The 16,861-nt window shown below is 31.8% G+C and carries 18 protein-coding genes; 15 read left to right on the top strand and 3 right to left on the bottom strand.

Annotation, left to right across the window (positions count from 1 at the left end; translation table 11 throughout):
- The first annotated feature begins 79 nt into the window (after positions 1–79).
- The 7 genes from ftsE to BLV79_RS04900 all read left to right on the top strand — a co-directional run bounded on the left by ftsE (position 80) and on the right by BLV79_RS04900 (position 6,822).
- Complete coding sequence (gene ftsE / locus BLV79_RS04930) at positions 80–766, top strand: cell division ATP-binding protein FtsE (RefSeq protein ID WP_074716707.1); 687 nt, start codon at positions 80–82, stop codon at positions 764–766.
- The gene (locus BLV79_RS13020) at positions 756–1,787 is read left to right on the top strand and encodes a permease-like cell division protein FtsX (protein ID WP_074716705.1); all 1,032 of its coding nucleotides are present in this window, start codon (positions 756–758) and stop codon (positions 1,785–1,787) included. The genes ftsE and BLV79_RS13020 overlap by 11 nt, the downstream gene beginning before the upstream one ends.
- A 114-nt stretch (positions 1,788–1,901) precedes the next feature.
- The gene (locus tag BLV79_RS04920; RefSeq protein WP_083354453.1) at positions 1,902–3,290 is read left to right on the top strand and encodes a S41 family peptidase; all 1,389 of its coding nucleotides are present in this window, start codon (positions 1,902–1,904) and stop codon (positions 3,288–3,290) included.
- Entirely contained in the window at positions 3,268–3,840 is a 573-nt protein-coding gene (locus BLV79_RS04915) for a VanZ family protein (protein ID WP_083354452.1), read from the top strand. Before BLV79_RS04920 ends, BLV79_RS04915 begins: the two co-directional genes overlap by 23 nt.
- Positions 3,824–4,936 carry a peptide chain release factor 2 gene (gene prfB, locus BLV79_RS04910; protein ID WP_074716703.1) on the top strand — a complete coding sequence of 371 codons (1,113 nt, stop codon included), beginning with the start codon at positions 3,824–3,826 and terminating at the stop codon, positions 4,934–4,936. Before BLV79_RS04915 ends, prfB begins: the two co-directional genes overlap by 17 nt.
- A gap of 240 nt (positions 4,937–5,176) precedes the next feature.
- On the top strand, positions 5,177–5,620 hold the full coding sequence (locus BLV79_RS04905; protein WP_074716701.1) for an ACT domain-containing protein: 444 nt from the start codon (positions 5,177–5,179) through the stop codon (positions 5,618–5,620).
- Between the two features lie 8 nt (positions 5,621–5,628).
- Positions 5,629–6,822 carry a homoserine dehydrogenase gene (locus BLV79_RS04900; protein WP_074716699.1) on the top strand — a complete coding sequence of 398 codons (1,194 nt, stop codon included), beginning with the start codon at positions 5,629–5,631 and terminating at the stop codon, positions 6,820–6,822.
- A gap of 209 nt (positions 6,823–7,031) precedes the next feature.
- On the opposite strand, the gene BLV79_RS04895 is transcribed toward BLV79_RS04900, so the two are convergent.
- Genes BLV79_RS04895 through BLV79_RS04885 form a run of 3 tightly spaced genes read right to left on the bottom strand, consistent with a single transcriptional unit; the run spans position 7,032 to position 9,810 of the window.
- The gene (locus tag BLV79_RS04895; RefSeq protein WP_074716697.1) at positions 7,032–7,826 is read right to left on the bottom strand and encodes an ABC transporter ATP-binding protein; all 795 of its coding nucleotides are present in this window, start codon (positions 7,824–7,826) and stop codon (positions 7,032–7,034) included.
- Entirely contained in the window at positions 7,819–8,793 is a 975-nt protein-coding gene (locus BLV79_RS04890) for an ABC transporter permease (protein ID WP_074716695.1), read from the bottom strand. The genes BLV79_RS04895 and BLV79_RS04890 overlap by 8 nt, the downstream gene beginning before the upstream one ends.
- Positions 8,794–8,808: 15 nt before the next feature.
- Positions 8,809–9,810, bottom strand: a complete 1,002-nt coding sequence (locus tag BLV79_RS04885; protein ID WP_074716786.1) for an ABC transporter substrate-binding protein — start codon at positions 9,808–9,810, stop codon at positions 8,809–8,811.
- Between the two features lie 148 nt (positions 9,811–9,958).
- Here BLV79_RS04885 and BLV79_RS04880 point away from each other — a divergent pair, with 148 nt between their 5' ends.
- From BLV79_RS04880 to BLV79_RS04845, 8 genes are all read left to right on the top strand, one after another.
- A complete protein-coding gene (locus BLV79_RS04880) occupies positions 9,959–10,741 on the top strand; it encodes a ComF family protein (protein ID WP_083354451.1) in 783 nt (260 codons plus the stop codon).
- A gap of 8 nt (positions 10,742–10,749) precedes the next feature.
- Positions 10,750–11,160, top strand: a complete 411-nt coding sequence (locus BLV79_RS04875; protein WP_143470211.1) for a flagellar protein — start codon at positions 10,750–10,752, stop codon at positions 11,158–11,160.
- A 236-nt stretch (positions 11,161–11,396) separates the two neighbouring features.
- Positions 11,397–11,789 carry a hypothetical protein gene (locus BLV79_RS04870; RefSeq protein WP_074716693.1) on the top strand — a complete coding sequence of 131 codons (393 nt, stop codon included), beginning with the start codon at positions 11,397–11,399 and terminating at the stop codon, positions 11,787–11,789.
- A gap of 16 nt (positions 11,790–11,805) precedes the next feature.
- The gene (locus tag BLV79_RS04865) at positions 11,806–12,786 is read left to right on the top strand and encodes a hypothetical protein (protein ID WP_074716690.1); all 981 of its coding nucleotides are present in this window, start codon (positions 11,806–11,808) and stop codon (positions 12,784–12,786) included.
- A 43-nt stretch (positions 12,787–12,829) separates the two neighbouring features.
- On the top strand, positions 12,830–13,711 hold the full coding sequence (cdaA, locus tag BLV79_RS04860; RefSeq protein ID WP_456297739.1) for a diadenylate cyclase CdaA: 882 nt from the start codon (positions 12,830–12,832) through the stop codon (positions 13,709–13,711).
- Positions 13,680–15,023 carry a CdaR family protein gene (locus BLV79_RS04855; protein WP_074716687.1) on the top strand — a complete coding sequence of 448 codons (1,344 nt, stop codon included), beginning with the start codon at positions 13,680–13,682 and terminating at the stop codon, positions 15,021–15,023. Before cdaA ends, BLV79_RS04855 begins: the two co-directional genes overlap by 32 nt.
- 107 nt (positions 15,024–15,130) lie before the next feature.
- On the top strand, positions 15,131–15,394 hold the full coding sequence (locus BLV79_RS04850; RefSeq protein ID WP_074716685.1) for an HPr family phosphocarrier protein: 264 nt from the start codon (positions 15,131–15,133) through the stop codon (positions 15,392–15,394).
- A gap of 28 nt (positions 15,395–15,422) precedes the next feature.
- A complete protein-coding gene (locus tag BLV79_RS04845; protein WP_074716683.1) occupies positions 15,423–16,793 on the top strand; it encodes an exopolysaccharide biosynthesis polyprenyl glycosylphosphotransferase in 1,371 nt (456 codons plus the stop codon).
- Positions 16,794–16,861 lie beyond the last annotated feature (68 nt).

Raw genomic sequence — 16,861 nt, 5'->3', positions numbered from 1 at the left:
GTGGATGTTTATTTGTGGTGTGAAAATTACAATAAACATTAAGTAACAAATCTAGAAATAATAAATAGAGGAGATTGTCATGATTAAGCTGGAAAATGTCAGCAAAGAATATGTAGCAGGAGTTCCTGCACTTAGCGATATATCAATTAATATTGATGAAGGAGAATTTGTTTTCGTTGTAGGTGATAGTGGTTCAGGTAAATCAACATTTATCAAATTACTATTAAAAGAGTTAGATCCAACAACAGGTACAATTTGGATTAACGATAAGCCTTTAAATAAAATTAAAAGAAGACAGATTCCAAAACTTCGCCGTAATATCGGTGTTGTTTTTCAGGATTTTAGACTTTTAAAAGATAGAAATGTGTACGAAAATGTAGCATTTGCGCAGAAAGTTATTGGTGAGAATAATTTACATATCAGAAAGAAAGTATCTAAAATGCTTTCTTTAGTAGGTCTTGCAGCTAAATATCGTTCAGTACCACGTCAATTATCAGGTGGTGAGCAACAAAGAGTTGCGATTGCTAGAGCTCTAGTAAATGAACCTAAGATTTTATTAGCAGATGAGCCAACAGGTAACCTTGATAATAATAATGCTTGGGAAATCATGAAATTACTAGAAGAAATCAATAATAGAGGAACAACAGTTGTAGTAGTAACTCATAACATGGAAATTGTTAAAGTTATGAATAAACGTGTTATAACTATGAAGAAAGGTGTTATTGTTAGCGATAGCAAGCAGGGCGATATCGAAAATGAAAATTAGTTCAACATTATACAGTATACAGCAAGGTATAAAAAATATTTGGCGTAACAAGATGTTCTCATTAGCTTCAATTGCAACAATGTCTGCGTGTATTTTCTTGTTTGGTTTATTCTATATCATTGTTAATAACTTCAATGGTATGGTTCAAGATGCAGAAGAGAATGTAGCAATTACAGTATTTTTCAATGAAGGAACATCAAAGAAACAAATTGATGAAATAGGTAAAAAGATTAAAAAACGTAGCGAAGTTGCTAAATGTGATTATGTTTCAAAAGAACAGGCTGCAAAAGATTTTGGTAAAAAAATGGATATTAAACAAGAAACAAATAGCAAACAGGATGATAAAAAAGATCCTAAAAAAGCAACTAATCAGCAGAATAGTGTTTCTGTTCATAATACTAAAGATCAGAGCCAGCAAAAAGCTACAGAAAAAAAAGAAGAGTTACCAAAAAATTCTTCTGAAATCATCAGTGATGCGTTGAAAGATTCAGCACATTATGAGGTATATTTAAATGACGTTTCTATGCAGAAGAGTCTTGTAAAATATGTAAAAGGTTTAGATGGTGTCAGAAAGGTTAATCATTCAAAAGAGATAGCAAAAACATTAACAGCATTTAACAAATTGATTGGATATATATCAGCAGGTATCATTATAATTCTACTTGGTGTTGCTGTATTCTTGATTAGTAACACTGTAACAGTAGGTATTTCTGTTAGAAGAGAAGAAATAGCAATTATGAGATTAATAGGTGCAACGGATTTCTTGATTCGTGCTCCATTCATTGTTGAAGGTATTATCATTGGTTTAGTTGGTGCAATTTTACCATTGATTTTGTTATACACACTTTACGGTAAGATTATTGATTATATAAGAGTCAGATTTAGCGTGATTAATAACATTGTTAGCTTTATACCAGTTGGAGATGTGTTTAGAACTTTAGTTCCAGTTGCTGTACTCTTAGGTGTAGGTATCGGTTTATTCGGTAGTATGATTACAATCAGAAAACATCTTAGAGTGTAATAAAGTCTAATAGAGAAGAAAAGTTAGATGTAATTAGGCTTCCAAAGGAATATTTTAGATGTTCCATTTTGGGAGCCTTCTTGTTTGTAAAAAACTTTTGGGGGTGAATGAAGTATGTTTAAAAAGAGTGAAAAAGATTCAGTTGAAAACGATACAGTAAATAGTGATTCAGAAGAAAAAAATACAGTAGAGAGTGAATCTGAAAAATTACAAGAAAATGCTTCAGAAGAAAATGATGTAGACGTCAGAGAGAAAAAGAAACTTCTCAAGAAATTAAAAAATAAATTTGTTACAGGAGTTCTTTGCGGTGTAACATTTACACTAATTATAACGTTCGGAAGTGCATACATTTATAGTTATGCTACCGGTCGTTATTTTGTTTTTAAAGCAAATAATAAAATGCGTGTAGGTAATGAAATCCTAGATAACAAATCAATGGATAAAATTAATGAATTAAGAACTTATATGGATTTGTATTATTACAAGGGCTATGATGCTGATAAAGTTAAAAATAGCATGTATTCTGGTATTGTTGCAGGCTTAGGTGATAAATATTCAACATATTATACAAAAGAAGAATATAAAGCTTTTAAACAAGAATCAGCAGGCGAATATTGTGGAATTGGAACACAGGTTACGCAAGATCCTAATGATAAATCAATAAGAATAACAAAAGTTTATGATGGATCACCAGCTAGTCAGGGTGGATTAAAAGAGGGTGATATCATCAAAAAAGTTAATGAGAAAGATGTTTCTAAACAAGAACTAGCTAAAGTGGCTCAAGATCTTAGAGGAAAAGAAAACACAAAGGTTAAAGTCGAAGTTTTTAGGAAAGAAGAAAATAAAAACATTTCTGTAGAATTAACACGAAAAAAACTTGAATTACCAAGTGTTACATATAAAGTTTTAAATGGAAATATTGGTTATATAGCAATTACTGAATTCCAGGATAAAACAGATGAGCAGTTTAAGGATGCAATTGATAATCTAAAAAAACAAAACGTAAAAGGATTTATTTTTGATGTACGTTCTAATCCTGGTGGAATGCTTAATTCAGTTGTAAGTATGCTAAATAATGTACTTCCAAAGGGAGTTGTAGTATACACAAAAGATAAGTATGGAAACAAAGAAGTAGCACGTTCAGATGGTAAAAATAGACTCGATTATCCAATAACAGTTTTGATTAATGGCGAGAGTGCGAGTGCTTCAGAAATATTTGCAGGCGCAATAAAAGATTATAAGTATGGTACAATTATTGGGGAGAAGAGCTTTGGAAAAGGTATAGTTCAATCTATTTTTAAATTAGAAGATGGAGATGCTATCAAAATTACCACTGCTCGTTATTACACCCCTAATGGTCATTATATCCACGGAAAAGGTATCAAACCAGATATAGGAGTAAAACTGGATATTGAAGCACAAAAAGATGGATATGATATCAATAAGGATAACCAAGTACAAAAAGCAATTGAGGTTTTAGATGAAAAAATCAACGGGAAATAAGTCCACAAAGGAGAATAAGGCTGCAAATTTTTTTGCAGCTTTGCTTAACTTTAGAAACAGTATTTTTTTTAGAAGGTTAAACATTATATTAGTTTTTGTATGGTGCGTAATAATATTTTGCTTTTCAGCGCAAACAGGTGCAAAATCATCGCATTTAAGCGAAAAAGTAAGCTGTATTGTTGTAAATACAGTTGAAAAAATAAGTAATGTAAAACTAAATCAGAAAGAAGTTCAAAGTACAATTAAAAAGATTGAATTTCCAGTCCGAAAAATGGCACATTTTTCAGAATATGCAATACTTGCGATACTAATTTTTATGTGTTTAAAAGATGTATCATTTGTACGTAATAGATACGTAGCGGCATTGTTTTTGGTGGCATTATATGCCAGTTCCGATGAAATACATCAATTATTTGTTCCTAATAGGGCAGGACAGGTTCGAGATGTTTGTATAGATACATCTGGCGGATTAGTTGTACTTGTAATTATTTTTTTAATAAAAAAGTTAATAGAGCATAGAAAGAGGAATAAAAATGATAGAGTTGGATAATTTTAAAACTACGCTAGTTCAATACGAAGGTGCTTTAGATGAACTAAAAACAGCACTTGATTTAGAGAATAAAAAAGAAAAAATTCAAGAATTAGAAAGAGAAATGGAATCACCTACTTTTTGGGATGATCCAGAACAATCTCAAAAAAAGATGAAAAAATTAAAAAGCATGAAAGATGATGTAGAGACTTATGCCAATTTATTAGGATTGTATAACGATATCCTTGACATGATAGATATTGGAAATGAAGAAAATGATATGGATATCGTGGCTGAAGTAGAAGAAATGCTTAATGATTTTGAAAAAACATATGAAGAGATACATTTGAAAACCTTTTTATCAGGTCCTCATGATAGCAATGATGCAATTTTATCATTACATGCAGGAGCAGGCGGAACTGAATCATGTGATTGGGCATCTATGCTTTTTAGAATGTATTCAAGGTGGTGCGATAAAAAAGGTTTTTCATTAGAAGTATTAGACTCGCTTGATGGAGATGAAGCAGGTATCAAATCAATTACATTTCAGGTTAGTGGAGAGAATGCCTATGGTTATTTAAAATCTGAAAAAGGAGTTCATAGATTGGTTAGAATATCTCCATTTAATGCAGCAGGAAAAAGACAGACATCATTTGTTTCATGTGATGTTATGCCAAATATTGATGAAGATATTGATATTGAGATTAAAGATGAAGATATTAGAATAGATACTTATCGTTCTAGTGGTGCAGGTGGACAGCATATTAACAAGACTTCATCTGCAATAAGAATTACCCATTATCCAACAGGTATTGTTGTACAGTGTCAAAATGAGCGTTCTCAGCATATGAATAAGGATAAGGCTATGCAGATGTTAAAAGCTAAATTATTGATTTTAAAAGAAGAAGAAAATGCTCAAAGAGATGCTCAAATTCGTGGCGAAGTAAAAGAAATTGGTTGGGGAAATCAAATTCGTTCATATGTAATGCAGCCATATACTATGGTTAAGGATCATCGAGATAATGTTGAAACAGGTAATGTTGATGCTGTTTTAGATGGTGATTTAGACCAGTTTATTATGGGATATTTACAGTGGATTTCTTTAGGAAAAAAATAATTTTTCGGGGTCTTTATTGCTTTAAATAAAAAACGTGGTAAAAAGGGGTTGCAAAATATCATAGTTTTGTGTTAGTATCTTTCGTGTAAAGACAAGTGTCGGCGTGACAGATACAGACAAATTTGCCGATATAGTGATAAAGACTTTTAGTTATGTAATGTTTTATAGTATTGATTAAAAATATAAATATATACAAGTTATGAAGTATCGGCTAGTAGTAACTCGGTGGGAGGAAATTACATGGCAACAAAGACAACATATTATGTACTGAGAGAAAGAGCGGTACCAGACGTTTTGTTAAAGGTTGTGGAGGCTAAAAGACTTATTGAATCTGGAAAAGTATCGTCCGTACAAGATGCGACTGAAATGGTAGGCATAAGTAGAAGTTCTTTTTATAAATATAAAGATGATATTTTCTTATATCATGAAAATAAAAGAGGAAGAACTGTAAACGTTGTTATTCAATTAGATGATGAGCCAGGTCTTTTATCATTGGTGCTTAAAGCAATAGCAGATTTTCGTGCTAATGTTCTTACCATTCATCAAAGTGTACCGGTTAATGGAATTGCAACATTAACTGTAAGTATTGATTTTTTTAAAGATGCACAGGATATGGACGCGCTTGTTGATGCAATAGAGACCATTTCAGGCATTCACTATGCAAAAATTTTATCAAGGGAGTGACAAGAAAAATGAAAATAGCAGTTATGGGATATGGAACAATTGGTTCCGGAGTTGTTGAAGTAATTAGAAGGAATAGTTTGAAACTTGAAAAAAAAGCCGGAGAGGAAATCGAAGTTAAATATGTACTTGATTTAAGAGATTTTCCAGGCGATCCAATGGAAGAGTGTATTGTACACGATTATAAGACTATTGTAAATGATGATGAAGTAAAAGTTGTTGTTGAGACAATGGGTGGTGTTGAACCAGCATATACATTTGTTAAAGAAATGCTTGAGGCAAAAAAACATGTTACAACATCGAATAAGGCATTAGTGGCTGCAAAAGGTGCAGAATTACTTGAAATTGCCAAAGCAAATAATGTTAATTTTCAATTTGAAGCGTCAGTAGGTGGCGGAATTCCAATTATTAGAAATATTAATTCTTGTTTAACAGCAGATATTTTAGAAGAAATTACAGGTATTTTGAACGGTACAACTAATTATATGCTTACAAAGATGGCAAATGAAGGCGCAGATTTTGATGAAGTATTAAAAGATGCTCAGGAAAAAGGATATGCAGAAAAAGATCCTACAGCTGATATTGAAGGATATGATCCATGTAGAAAAATAGCTATCCTTACATCAATCGTAAGTGGAAAAACAGTAGATTTTGAAGATATTCATTGCGAAGGTATCACTGGTATTTCAGCAGATGATTTTAAATATGCAAAGAAATTAAATAGATCAATTAAATTACTTGCATCAAGCCGTCAGATTGGCTCAAATTATGTTGCGATGGTTGCTCCATATATGTTAGATAGTAATCATCCATTATATAGCGTAAATGACGTGTTTAACGCTGTGTTTGTACGTGGTAATGTGTTAGGTGATGCAATGTTTTATGGTAGTGGAGCAGGAAGTCTCCCAACAGCAAGTGCGGTAGTTGCAGACGTTGTTGAAATGACAAAAAATAAAGATAAACATCTTGAAATCGAATGGTCAGGTGAAAAATTACAATTACTTGATTACAAAAATACAGAAAGCAGATTCTTTGTTAGAACAGATAAAAGCTTAGAAGATGTAAGAAAAGTGTTCGGTAACGTAGAAATTGTTGATGGAGTAATTCCGAATGAAATTGGATTTATTACATCTCATACAAAAGAAAGTGAATTTGAAGAAAAAGCTGAGAAACTTGGAATTATAAACAGAATCAGAATTAACTAGTCGAGATAAATGATTTTTTTGTTTAGATATATTCGTAGTCTAGATATGTATTATTTAGTATAGAAAGAAGAATTAATTTATAAGAATAAAAAATACCGGCAGTAGCTAATTATAGCTACTGTCGGTATTTTACATTTTGTAAGAAAGCACAGTTTTTCTCAGTTTCATTCCCTAATATGTTCATTTTAAAAAACTATTTCATATCACAACTAAGCCAAAAGAGCTTTGTCTGAAGTAAATTCGACACCACTTACTTCTTCAAATTTTTCTAATAAATCCTCAACAGTTAGTTTTTCTTTTTCTTTTCCAGAAATATCAAGTACAATTTGTCCTTTATCCATCATAATTAGACGATTTCCGTGAGCAATTGCATCTTTCATGTTGTGTGTGACCATAAGAGCTGTTAAATGATGCTCTTCTATAATTTTATCAGTAAGTGAAAGCACTTTTGCGGCAGTCTTTGGATCTAAAGCAGCAGTGTGCTCGTCAAGAAGAAGTAGTTTAGGACGTTGTAAAGAAGCCATTAAAAGAGTTAAAGCCTGTCGTTGTCCACCAGACAAAAGACCAACTTTAGAAGTCATGCGATCTTCTAGTCCTAAATCTAATTCTTTAAGCATATTTTTGTATTCTTTTTTCTCTTTAGAAGAAATACCCCAACGAAGAGTTCTGTGTTTGCCACGGCGAGCAGCTAAAGCAAGGTTTTCATCTATTTGCATAGTTGCTGCTGTACCAGACATAGGATCCTGAAAAACTCGACCAATGTATTTTGCACGCTTGTAAACAGGAATTCCAGTTACATCTTTATCATCTATAAGAATAGAACCATCATCAATAGGCCATGCACCTGCTATAGCATTCAAAATAGTAGATTTGCCAGCACCATTTCCACCAATTACAGTAACGAAATCACCGTCATTTAAAGTTAAATTAACGCCATTTAATGCACGTTTTTCATTGATTGTGCCAGGGTTAAAAGTTTTTTTGATATTAATTAATTTAAGCATTCTTTTGTTCCTCCTGAATCAATTTACTTCTTTTGCCGGCTGCCTTAAAAGATGCAGTACGATTTCCTTTAATGTATGGAACTGCTAGGAAAATGGCAACTGTAATAGCTGTAAAAAGTTTCAAACTATCAGCTGGCATTTTTAACCATAAAACAATACATATTACGGCATAATAAATTATAGCTCCTAAAACAATGAAAATAAGTCGTGCAATAAAATTCATTTTTTTGCCAAGAATAGCATTTCCAATTACTTCGCCAATGATGACAGCGGCAAGACCGATTACAATGGCACCTTGTCCCATGTTGATGGCTACATAACCTTGATATTGAGCGATGAGTCCACCAGCTAAAGCAACCAAAGCGTTAGAAATACATAAAGCAATTATTTTCATTAAATTGATATTAATGCTTGAAGCACTACTCATAGTAGGATTTGATCCTGTTGCTCTTATTGCAGAACCTTGTTCAGTGCCAAAGTACCAATAGAGGATAGCAATAATTACAGCGCAGAAAATTAATCCAGTAATGATTGCACTATGAAGATTTCTTGCACTGATTATAAGAGAATAATTATCAACGCTAATGGCAACGTTTGCACTTCCCATAATCATTAGGTTTATCGACCATAAAGCAATTTGAGTTAAAATACCCGATAAAATAGCAGGTATTCCAAATTTAGTATGAAGAACTCCTGTGATAAAACCTGCAAATATTCCGAAAACGGCGGCAATGACTAAAGCAAGTGGAACAGGAACGTCATTTAGAATCGCAATAACAGTCACAGCTGCTCCAGTCGTAAAAGAACCATCTACTGTCATATCTGGAAAATCAAGTAGTCTAAAAGTAATAAACACACCAAGTGCCAAAAGACCCCAAATAAGGCCCTGGGCAATATTTCCTGGTAGTGCATTAAAAAGTTGATTGATATTTGGTAAACTTGTACCTAAATTTATAAATGTACACATAGGGAAAAACTCCTTTTATTTTTTGATTTTTTTGTAATCCTTAGGAATATCAATGCCTAATTTCTTACAGTTTTCTTCGTTATATTCTTTAGTAAGTTTAGTTGCAAATTCAATTTCCATATTTTTTGGATTTTTCTTATTAACTAAAATTTTGTATGCCATCTTTGCTGTTTGAACACCTAAGTCATAGTAATCAATTGAAAGTGTTGCAACTCCACAACCTTTACAGATTCCCTCTTCACCACAGAAAATAGGTGTTTTTGCTGGTAGAGCAACGTTGTTGATTGCTTCAGCGCAAGAAGCGGCAGTATTATCTGTAGGAATATAAAGAATATCTGAGTTGTCGCAAGCAGTCTTAGCTACTGATGCAACATCATTTGAATCATTAAATAAATAATCCTTTGTTACGTATCCATATTTTTCGATATATTTTTTGAATTCTTTAGCCTGGTATGAAGAATTGGCTTCAGAAGAACAATAAAGAATACCGATTGTTTTGGCTTTTGGGAATAATTCTTTCACACAATCAGCCTGATCCTTGATAGGAGCAAGATCTGAAGTACCAGAAATATTTTTGTTGGTTGTACCAGTCCATTTAGAAGAGTCAATTCCTAAAGCAGTTGCGTAATCTGTAACAGAAGTACCTAAAATAGGAATATCTTTAGTAGATGCTGAAGCAGCCTGTAAAGCAGGTGTAGCATTTGCTAGAATTAAATCATATTTATTAGTAGTGAATGTTGTAGTGATAGATGTACATACTGCAGCATCACCCTGAGCATTTTGTTCATCAAAAGTAACATCTTTTCCCAATTTTTTTGTCAAATAATCCTTAAACCCTTTTGTGGCTTTATCAAGTGCTGGATGTTTCACGAATTGACAAATACCAATTTTGTATTTTGCATTGTTGTTAAAAGATTGTTTTTGAGATGAACCATTTTTTAGACTACATCCTCCAAAAAGTGAACAACTAAGCGTCAAAGCGGAAACAATAGCGATTGATTTAGATAGTTTTTTTATATTCATAAGCTCCTCCTTTTTGCACTTGAAAGCAGTTGCACATCAACGCTTTAAAGTGACGATTTTTTCTTATATTATATGAAAAAAAGTTATAAAAGTCAATGTTGTGTTGTAAACATTAGAAATATGTGGTAATATTCTTATTACTATGAAAAAAACAATAATTAAAGATAAAATGAAGAATCAAGTGACATTTCAAAATCTAAAAGAGTCGATTCTAGACCTTTTGTATCCCCTACGTTGTCCAATTTGTGATGAAATAATTGTTCAGGAAAGTATTTTTCCAGGTTCAAATCGAATAAAAATCCATGAAAAGTGTATGAATAAAATCCAGACAATAGATGAGCCAATGTGTATAAAGTGTGGTCATCAATTATTAGAAGAAGGAGAAGAATACTGTTCAGATTGTAAGAAAAGCCCACATAATTATGAACAAGGCAAAGCATTGTTTGTCTATAAAAGTGAAATGATAAAAAGTATATATTCTTTCAAATATTCTAATAAAAGAGAATATGCCAAATTTTATGCAGAGTATACCTATAAAAAATACAATCAATGGATAAAAAGAATACAACCTGACGTTATAATACCTGTTCCTATGCATAAAAAAAAGAAAAAAAAGAGAGGATACAATCAAAGTGAAGTGTATGCTAAAGAACTATCTTATTTAACAGGCATCCCTGTAGATACAAAATGTCTTAAAAGAATCGTAAATACGAAGCCATTAAAGGAGCTGACAACACAGCAGAGAAAAAATGTCTTAAAAAAAAGCTTTTGTTCTGAAAATTTAATCAACAAGTATAAAAAAATATTATTGGTTGACGATATATATACCACAGGAAGCACATTAGATGCGATTTCTGAAGAATTAAAATTAAAAGGTATAGCAGAAGTGTATTGTATTTCAATTTGTACCGGAAAAGGATACTAGGTGATTATATGGAGATTATAAACTGTAGAGAGTGCGGTAGGTTATTTAATTATTTGTCAGGACCAAGGATTTGTGACGACTGTAAGAAAAAAATTGAAGAAAAATTTCAGGAGGTTAAGGATTACCTTGAAAAGAATCCAAATGCTTCAGTTGATAAGATTGCAACAGAAAATGATGTTACAGTTAAACAAATTAAGCAGTGGATTCGTGAAGAAAGACTTATTTTATCATCGCCAAGTCCAGATGGTATATTATGCGAAAAGTGTGGTAAACCAATTTGCACAGGTAAGTTGTGCGATGATTGTAAAAAAGAAGTTGCAAATGGTTTTCAGGAAGCGTTTAAAAAGCCAGAGGTTGCTGCTGAACCAAAGAGGAAAAAGGATAATAAAAATAGGATGCGTTTCCTCGATAACAAATAAGAAGAAAGGCCCCTTGATTAGTTGGTATATGTACCGACCTCCAATTGTTAGATATAAAGACTTTCTAACTTTTGGGGGTATGCACATTAAAAAGAACTGGTTGGGGGGTTTTTTATGTGTGTTTGAAAGGTTTGTTTTTTGGTGAAAGTTCTGTGAACAAATTCAGTTAGTGTTTTAAATTTTAATTTACTGTGTTATAATAATCTGAAGTGTGGAATAATATAAAAGGTGGAGCTATGATTAACGAAGAAAGAGTAAGAGAGTTGTATCATGTTGCTAAATATGATATGACAGAAGGTAGTAAAAATAGCCAAATGGGGCATTTTTATAGAAGTGATTACATATGGAAAGAATTAATAAAGAGTTTTTTTACAGGAACACTTTCTTTTGTAATTATGATTATTTTGACAGGAATTTATTTTTCAAAAAGAATAATTAAGTTTTTTAGTTCTTTTGATTTGGAACATATAAGTATAATTATGGTAATAATGTATGGAATTTTTATGATTATTTATTTTTTGGTTACGTATGTGTTATATTATCATCGATATACACAAGGAAGACGTCAGTTAAAAGAGTTATATGAACATGTAAAAAGAGCTAATAAATTGTATGAAGACGAAGAATAAACAGCTAGGAGGCTTTATGAAATTACTTGAGATAAGAGATGGTATAATCCGTTTATGTGAGAAACATGATTTTTTTCTAAGAATGTTTGTTAAGTTTATCTTAGCATTTGTCGTGTTTGTTACTATTAATAATTATATTGGTTATTGTGAAAAAATAAGCACAATACCGGTTGCTATAATTTTAGCATTTGTATGTAGTTTACTACCAAGAGATACCATAATGTGGTGCGCAATGGTTATTACGTTAATAGATATGTATGAATTATCAATTGAGGTCGCAGTAATAACAGTACTTCTTTTTGTACTATTTATTATGTTGTATTATAGATTTGCACCTAAAGATGGAATATTGGTTGTGATTTCTTCAATTGCTATCAGATATAAAATGGGATATTTAGTTCCAGTTGGTACAGGTTTGTTAAGAAATATTTTCTCAGTTATTGGTGTGACAATCGGAACTTTGATATTTTATTTTTTAGATGGAGTGCGTAACAATGCCACAAGTCTAAAAAATGTTATTTTGGCTGATTCTGAAGAAAGTTCAACAAAATTGACAATTGCACTTGATCAGATTTTTGGAAATAGAGAACTTGCAGTAGTTTTAGCAGTTACAGTATTTGCTACAATAGTAGTGTGCGTCATTAGAAGAAAATCAATTGATCATTCATGGGAGATTGCAATTGTTGCTGGAGCTTTGACACAAGTAATAGGATATATATGTGGCTATATGCTTATTGGAATGCTGGATAAAGCGGTGGAAGTCGTTGTAGGTTGTGTTGCAGCTACAATTTTTGGATTTATTTTGAAATTTTTCTTTATGAATTTAGATTATTCACGTACAGAAAATGTACAATTTGAGGATGATAGCTATTATTATTATGTAAAAGCTATCCCTAAAAAAATGATAAAACAAGAAGAAAAAACAGTAAAACATTTTGGAAATACTACAAATATTGGAAAAGATTTAACAGAATTAACAAAGAAAGATAGTAAATAATCAGGAGGAAAGGTGAAAGTATATGCAGGATTTTTGGGCAAGCATGGAAGCTTTTAAAGAACGTATATCTTTATACTTGAATTTACCAAGTTTTCAAATGTCAGTGATAGATATAATTGAAATATTAATTATTTCAGTTCTTATTTATCATGTGCTTATCTGGATTAAAAATACAAGAGCTTGGAATCTGTTTAAGGGTATAATTATAATTTTATTGTTTGTAGTAGTTGCTGCTGCTTTTCAAATGAATACTATACTTTGGATAGCTGAGAATACATTCAATGTTGGTGTTGTTGCCCTTGTAATCATCTTTCAGCCCGAGCTTAGAAAGGCCTTAGAAAATCTAGGACAGAAGAATATATTTGCACCTTTTTTTATTGGAAATAAAGATGTATCAGAAAAGTTTTCTGATAAAACAATAGAGGAAATGATTAAAGCATGTTATGCAATGGGTAAAGTTAAAACGGGTGCTTTAATTGTAATAGAGGATGAAATCGAACTAGAAGAGTATGTCAGAACAGGAATTGATGTTGACGGAATTGTAACGCGTCAGTTGCTTATTAATATCTTTGAAAAAAACACACCACTTCATGATGGAGCTATTATTATTCGAGGAAACAGAATAGTATCAGCAACATGTTATTTGCCGTTGTCGGATAGTCCTTCTCTAAGTAAGGAACTTGGAACTAGGCATCGTGCAGCAGTTGGAATCAGTGAAGTAAGTGATTCGATGACATTAATAGTTTCTGAAGAGACAGGAAAAGTATCATTTGCTTTAAGAGGACAGATATACAGAGACGTTGATGAAGATTATCTTCGTCAAAAACTCAAATATGTTCAAAATAGATCACATGAAGCTACTAAATTTGAGATATTAAAGAGGAGGTTAATAGATGCTAGAAAAAATTCTAAGAAAAATAACTAATAACCTCGGTTTTAAAATTTTAGCTGTTTTGTTTTCGTTTGCTTTGTGGATGATAGTATATAACATTAATGATCCTATCAAAATCAGAACATATACAGTTAATATAGAGATGAAAAATACAGATTTTATAACGAATATGGGAAAATGGGCAGAAGTAAAAAACGATTCAAAAACTGTTACATTTTCTGTTACAGCTAAAAAGACAGTTTTAGATAAAATAAGAGATGATGATTTTGTTGCGACTGCTGACTATTCGGAAGCAATGATGAGTGAAGATGGAAAGACTGCAGCAGTTCCAATAAATATTGAAAGTAAAAGATATAATAATCAGCTTAAATATAGTTCACAGGTGAGATATTTAAATCTTGCATTAGAAAAATTAAAATCAAAACAATTTGTCATTACTGCAAATACAACAGGTACTGTTGCGCAGGGGTGTGCACTAGGTGATGTAAGAGTTGAAACACCTACAGTTTTGAAGGTTTTGGGACCAAGTTCTGAAGTGAAAAAGGTACATTCAGTTGTTGCAACAATTGATGTTGGCAATATGAAGATAGATATTGCAGATAGTGTTAAACCGAAATTGTATGATGCTTCAGGCAAAGAAATAAAATCGGATAAATTAACATTGAGCAATAATCAGGTCGTTATTAAGGCTGAAATATTAAAAACCAAAAAGGTAAACGTTCAGATGTCTAATTCAAAAGTGACAAATGGGCAAGGAACAGAAGTTAGTCTTGTTCCTGAACCAAAAGTTGTTACAGTAAAGGGACGTGATGAACAACTAAAAGGTATAGAGAATGTAGTAATACCTTCTAATTCATTAAATATTACAAATGTTACCTCTGTTGAGGATACTTATGTTGATATAAAGGATTTATTGCCAGAAGGCATAAGTTTGGTAAGTACAAAAGAGTCAAAAATTGCAGTACATATGTACCCAAGTGGACAGGAAAATCAATCTGTAACCTTGACAGTTCCAACAAGTAATATTAAAATAAACGGGTTAGATACGAGCAAATATCAAGCAAGTTTTACAACTTCAAATGCTGTTACTAGAGTGACGGCTAGTCCAGATTTGATTTCACAATTAAATGCTGATAGCATAACTGCTTCCGTTGACTTAACTGGAATGGGTGCAGGAACACACAATGTTAAAGTGAAATTTAATATGGACTCATCTCAATATGAATATTCAGAGGTTAATTTGCAGGTTGTTATTAAATCAGTAAATCAAAATCAAACAAATAACAATTCATCGACGAGTGCCTCAGATGCAGGTAATGAGAATGCTTCTAATAACACGAATTAAAAATGTTACACAAAAGTTTAAAAATAATTAAAAATAGTGTATAATATTTTAGTAAAAATACTGACAACGGTGTTGCTTGCTTTATGAGACAAGACAAGGGGGTTATTATGGTTTCACGAAAAGTACAAATTAAAAATCCTACTGGGTTACATTTAAGACCGGCAGGTGAACTTTGCAAGGAGGCAATGTTGTTTAAAAGTAAAATAACATTTGAACATGATAATACAATTTCAAATGCGAAAAGTGTTTTGAGTGTATTAGGTGCATGTATTAAATGCGGCGATGTCATTACTTTTAAATGCGAAGGAGAAGACGAGCAGGAAGCTTTAAAAGCAATTATTAAACTTGCTGAGAATGGCTTTGGGGAATAAGAAACAGTTAGTGGAGTAAGATGGAAAAATGAAAAGACAACGTTACAAACATTTACTAAACTTTGCTGCAAACTTGATTTCGCTTATAGTTTACGGCATTTTGTTTGCAATATTATGGTATAATTATTACGCAAATTGGAACATTGGAGTATCTGGTATTGCACCATATTTTAGACGAGGAAACTGGGCAGTTATTGGTATGTATTTATTGTTCATTTTCTTTTTTACAAAGGTATTTGGAGGATATAGGATTGGATATTTAAGATTAACAGATATTATTTTATCCAATGTATTAGCATTATTACTTGGTAACATAGTGGCTTTTTTTGAATTATGTTTGATTTGCAGAGATTATGTAAAACCATGGCCACTTGTGGATGTTATGTTGATAGAGATGGGCTTTATTGTTCTATGGAATTATTTCATTAGAGAAGCGTATAAAGCATTGTATCCACCACGTCAGATGATTGTGGTATATGGTACATATCCACCAGATGAGTTGATTGGCAAAATCAACACTAGAAAAGATAAATATGATATATGCGCAACAATAAGTTGCGCGGTTGGTAAAGATAAATTATTTGAAAGAATCAGTGAATATCAAGGTGTAGTTTTATGTGATTTACCAGCAGAAACAAGAAATGATGTTATGAAGTATTGTTATCAGAATAGTATACGAGTTTATTGTACTCCAAAGATTTCGGATATTTTATTTAGAGCTTCAGATAATATTCATTTATTTGATACACCGTTATATTTGTTACGTAATCAGGGATTATCGATTACTCAGAGATTCTTCAAAAGATTTTTAGATATTGTACTATCTTTAATCGGAATTGTGTTAGCATCACCATTTATGTTGTTGATAGCAGTGTGTATTAAATTGTATGATTGGGGTCCAATTTTGTATACTCAAGAGCGTTTAACAAGAGATCATACACCATTTAAGATTTATAAATTCAGAAGTATGACAACAGATTCAGAGAAGAAAGGCGCAAGACTTGCTGCAAAAGGAGATGCAAGAATTACTCCAATTGGAAATATAATTCGAAATATACATTTTGACGAGTTACCACAGTTGTTCAATATTTTAAAAGGTGATATGTCGTTGGTTGGACCAAGACCAGAAAGACAGGTTATCGCAGAACAATATATGGAAGAGATTCCGGAATTTGCTTTTAGAACAAAGGTTAAGGCAGGTTTGACAGGATATGCTCAGGTGTGGGGTAAATATAACACAACTCCATATGACAAATTAAAGATGGATATTACATACATTGAAAATTATTCACTATGGTTAGACATAAAGATTTTACTTCTTACTTTTAAAATTCTTTTTGTAAAAGAAAATACAGAAGGTGTAGAACAGAGTCAAACAACAGCCATGAAAAAGCATTAATAAAGTGCCCATGAGTAATTCATGGGCATTTTTTATGAAACAAAACATATATAAAAACACATAAAAGC

Origin of the sequence: Lachnobacterium bovis DSM 14045 (assembly GCF_900107245.1) — a bacterium.
Lineage (GTDB): Bacteria > Bacillota > Clostridia > Lachnospirales > Lachnospiraceae > Roseburia > Roseburia bovis.
Note: the sequence above shows the minus strand (reverse complement) of the source record. Positions and strands in the feature narration are given on the sequence as shown.